Consider the following 3,129-nt stretch of genomic DNA (forward strand, 5'->3'; position numbering starts at 1 on the left):
GACCGGCAGCTTCGGGGTGCCCGGCGCCCGGATCGCCCAGCGGGTGTCGCCGGTCACCCAGGCGACGTGCCTGCGCAGCTGGTGGACCCGGACAGCCAGCGGATAGAGGGAGGGGTGCCGCTCGGAGAGGCGGCGTCGGGCGAGCGTGCTCACGCCGGTGAGATGCGGCATCGTTCCCCCCGGTTGCGTGCCGGCCCCCGAGATTCGGCGGCAGAGGCGCAGTCTGGCAGACTTGCCGGTCGAGTCCTGCGCGCTGCGGACCCTCTCACCCGCGGCGAGGCAAGGCCCATCGGAGTCCCAGGTTCGGTGCCCCACACGTGCACCTGGTCTCCACCACCACATGACATTCGAGGAGACACCACAACAGTGGCCGTCAAGATCCGTTTGAAGCGCCTGGGCAAGGTCCGGGTGCCGCAGTACCGCATCGTCGTCGTCGACTCGCGCAAGAAGCGCGACGGCAAGGTGATCGAGGAGATCGGCAAGTACCACCCGAAGGAGGACCCGTCGTACATCAGCGTGGTCTCCGACCGGGCGCAGTACTGGCTCGGCGTGGGCGCGCAGCCGTCCGACGCGGTGGCCAAGCTCCTCAAGATCACCGGCGACTGGCAGAGCTTCAAGGGCTACAAGGGCACCGACGGCACGCTGAAGACCGCGGAGCCGAAGGCCGACAAGCTCGACGTCTTCAACAAGGCGCTCGCTGACGCGCACGGTGACGCCTCGGGCGATGCCGTGACCGCCAAGAAGACCGCCGCCAAGAAGACCGCCAAGAAGACTGCCGAGCCCGACGAGGCTCCCGCTGAGGAGGCCCCGGCCGCCGAGGCCGAGGCTCCCGCCGAGGCGGCTCCTGCGGACGAGGCGGCTCCGGTCGAGGAGACCGCGCCGGTCCCCGCTGATGAGACCCCTGAGGGTGCCGCCGACAAGGCCGAGGACGCCGAGGCCGCCCAGGCCGACGCCGAGAAGGCGGACGGCTGACCGTGCTTGCCGACGCGCTGGAGCACCTGGTCCGCGGGGTGGTCGACCACCCCGACGACGTGGTCGTGCGCGACAAGCAGCTCCGCCGCGGCTCGATCCTCGAGGTCCGGGTGCACCCCGACGACCTCGGCAAGGTGATCGGCCGCGGCGGGCGCACCGCCACGGCGTTCCGCACCGTCATCTCGGCCCTGGCCGGACCCGGCGGCGCGCGGATCGACTTCGTGGATGTCGACCGACGCCGCTGACGGCACTGACGGCCCCGCCGTCGAGGTCGTGGTCGGCAGGATCGGAAAGCCGCACGGCCTGCGCGGCGAGGTCACCGTCGACGTCCGCACCGACGAGCCCGAGCGGAGGTTCGCGCGCGGCAGCACGCTGCGCGCCGAACCCCCGCCGGGCTCTGCTTCGTCTCTTCGCTCCCTCACCGTCGCGTCCTCGCGCCAACACCAGTCGGTGCTCCTGGTGAGCTTCGAGGAGCTGACCGACCGGACGGTGGCCGAGGGCGCCCGGGGCATCGTCCTCCACGCGACCATCCCGGCCGGCGCGTCGCCGGACGACCCCGACGAGTACTACGACCACCAGCTGGTCGGCCTCGCGGCGTACGACGTGGACGGGACCGCTCTGGGCACCGTCGCCGGGCTCGTCCACGGCGGCGCCCAGGACCTGCTCCGCATCGACACCCCGGACGGCCGCGAGGCGCTGGTGCCGTTCGTCAAGGCGCTGGTGCCCGAGGTCGACCTGGCCGGCGGCCGGCTGGTCATCGCCGACCGGCCGGGGCTCGTCACGCCCTTCCCCGACGAGGAGGAGGCCGGCGGATGAGGCTCGACTACGTGACGATCTTCCCGGACTACCTCGACCCACTGCGCCAGTCGCTGAGTGGCAAGGCGGCCGACAAGGGGCTGATCGAGCTGCACGTCCACGACCTGCGGCAGTGGACCCACGACCGGCACCGCACCGTCGACGACGCCCCGTTCGGCGGTGGAGCGGGCATGGTGATGCGGTCCGAGCCGTTCGGTGAGGCGCTCGATGCGCTGGCCGTCGACGGGGCCACCGTCGTGGTCCCGACGCCGTCCGGTACGCCGTTCAGCCAGGCGCTCGCACGCGAGCTGTCCGGGCGGGAGCGGCTGGTCTTCCTGTGCGGCCGCTACGAGGGGATCGACCAGCGCGTCCTCGACCACGCCGACACCCGCGCCGAGGTGGTCGAGGTCTCGCTCGGCGACTACGTCCTCAACGGCGGGGAGGTGGCCGCGCTGGCCGTCACCGAGGCGGTGGTCCGGCTGCTGCCCGGCTTCATGGGCAACGCCGAGTCGCTGGTGGAGGAGTCGCACGAGGGCGGGCTGCTGGAGTACCCCGTCTACACCCGCCCGGCGTCCTGGCGCGGCCTCGACGTGCCGGCGGTCCTGCTGTCCGGCGACCACGCGGCGATCGCGGCCTGGCGGCTCGACCAGGCGCGGCAGCGGACGGCACGGCGCCGGCCGGACCTGCTGCACCCGAGCCAGGCGGCGACCTCCTGGGAGATCGTGCCCGCCCGGCCCGGCGACGCCGGCGAGCTGCTCACCCTGCAGCGCGCCTGCTGGCTGCAGGAGGCGCTGGCCAACGACAGCCTGACCGACATCCCGGCGATCCACGAGTCGCTCGAGGAGGTCCAGGAGTGGATGGCCACCTGGTCGACGTGGGTGGTGCGCAGCGAGGGCCGGCTGGTCGGGGCGGTCCGTGGCCGGCTGGAGGAGTCGGCGGACGGACCGGTCTGGGACATCGGCCGCATCATGGTCGCCCCCGACCTGCAGGGCCGGGGGCTCGGCCGCCAGCTGCTCGAGCACATCCAGGTGGTGGCCCCGCCCGAGGCGACGGCGTACGTCCTGTTCACCGGGGCGCGCAGCACCGCCAACATCCGGATGTACAAGAAGGCCGGCTTCCGGGTCCGCACCGACCTCGAGGCCCCGCCCCTGGCGGTGGTGCTCACCAAGGGCCGCTGAATACCCCGCGAGCTTCGACCCCGGCCCACGGCGACGCTCGCTGCGCTCGCACGCCGTGATTGGGCTGCTTCCCGCCCGCTGTGGCAGACTCTCACCTTGGCCCAGTGGTCGAAGGACGGCCCCGACAGCGCGTTCGGGGAGTCCGCGTGGGGCCCCTGCCACAGGGGAGGTCCGCGCCGCCGGC

Annotated in this window: 4 protein-coding genes and 1 pseudogene; all 5 read left to right on the forward strand. The window is 73.0% G+C overall.

Going from position 1 to position 3,129, the window contains the following annotated elements:
* The first annotated feature begins 366 nt into the window (after positions 1-366).
* The 5 genes and pseudogenes from rpsP to VFV89_RS01025 all read left to right on the forward strand — a co-directional run bounded on the left by rpsP (position 367) and on the right by VFV89_RS01025 (position 2,945).
* On the forward strand, positions 367-972 hold the full coding sequence (gene rpsP / locus VFV89_RS01005; protein WP_329704026.1) for a 30S ribosomal protein S16: 606 nt from the start codon (positions 367-369) through the stop codon (positions 970-972).
* Between the two features lie 2 nt (positions 973-974).
* Complete coding sequence (locus tag VFV89_RS01010; protein WP_329704027.1) at positions 975-1,217, forward strand: RNA-binding protein; 243 nt, start codon at positions 975-977, stop codon at positions 1,215-1,217.
* Positions 1,198-1,788, forward strand: coding sequence for a ribosome maturation factor RimM (rimM, locus tag VFV89_RS01015; RefSeq protein WP_329704028.1), 591 nt, complete (start codon positions 1,198-1,200; stop codon positions 1,786-1,788). The genes VFV89_RS01010 and rimM overlap by 20 nt, the downstream gene beginning before the upstream one ends.
* Positions 1,785-2,453: pseudogene (gene trmD, locus VFV89_RS01020) on the forward strand (tRNA (guanosine(37)-N1)-methyltransferase TrmD); the annotation flags it as partial. The gene rimM and the pseudogene trmD, both read left to right, overlap by 4 nt.
* 36 nt (positions 2,454-2,489) lie before the next feature.
* Entirely contained in the window at positions 2,490-2,945 is a 456-nt protein-coding gene (locus VFV89_RS01025; protein ID WP_329704029.1) for a GNAT family N-acetyltransferase, read from the forward strand.
* Positions 2,946-3,129 lie beyond the last annotated feature (184 nt).

Source organism: Nocardioides sp. (assembly GCF_036274455.1).
In the GTDB taxonomy this organism is placed as follows: domain Bacteria; phylum Actinomycetota; class Actinomycetes; order Propionibacteriales; family Nocardioidaceae; genus Nocardioides.

Coding starts and splice junctions, on each gene's coding strand:
- rimM (WP_329704028.1), top strand. CDS start 1,198: ATGTCGACCGACGCCGCTGACGGCACTGACGGCCCCGCCGTCGAGGTC.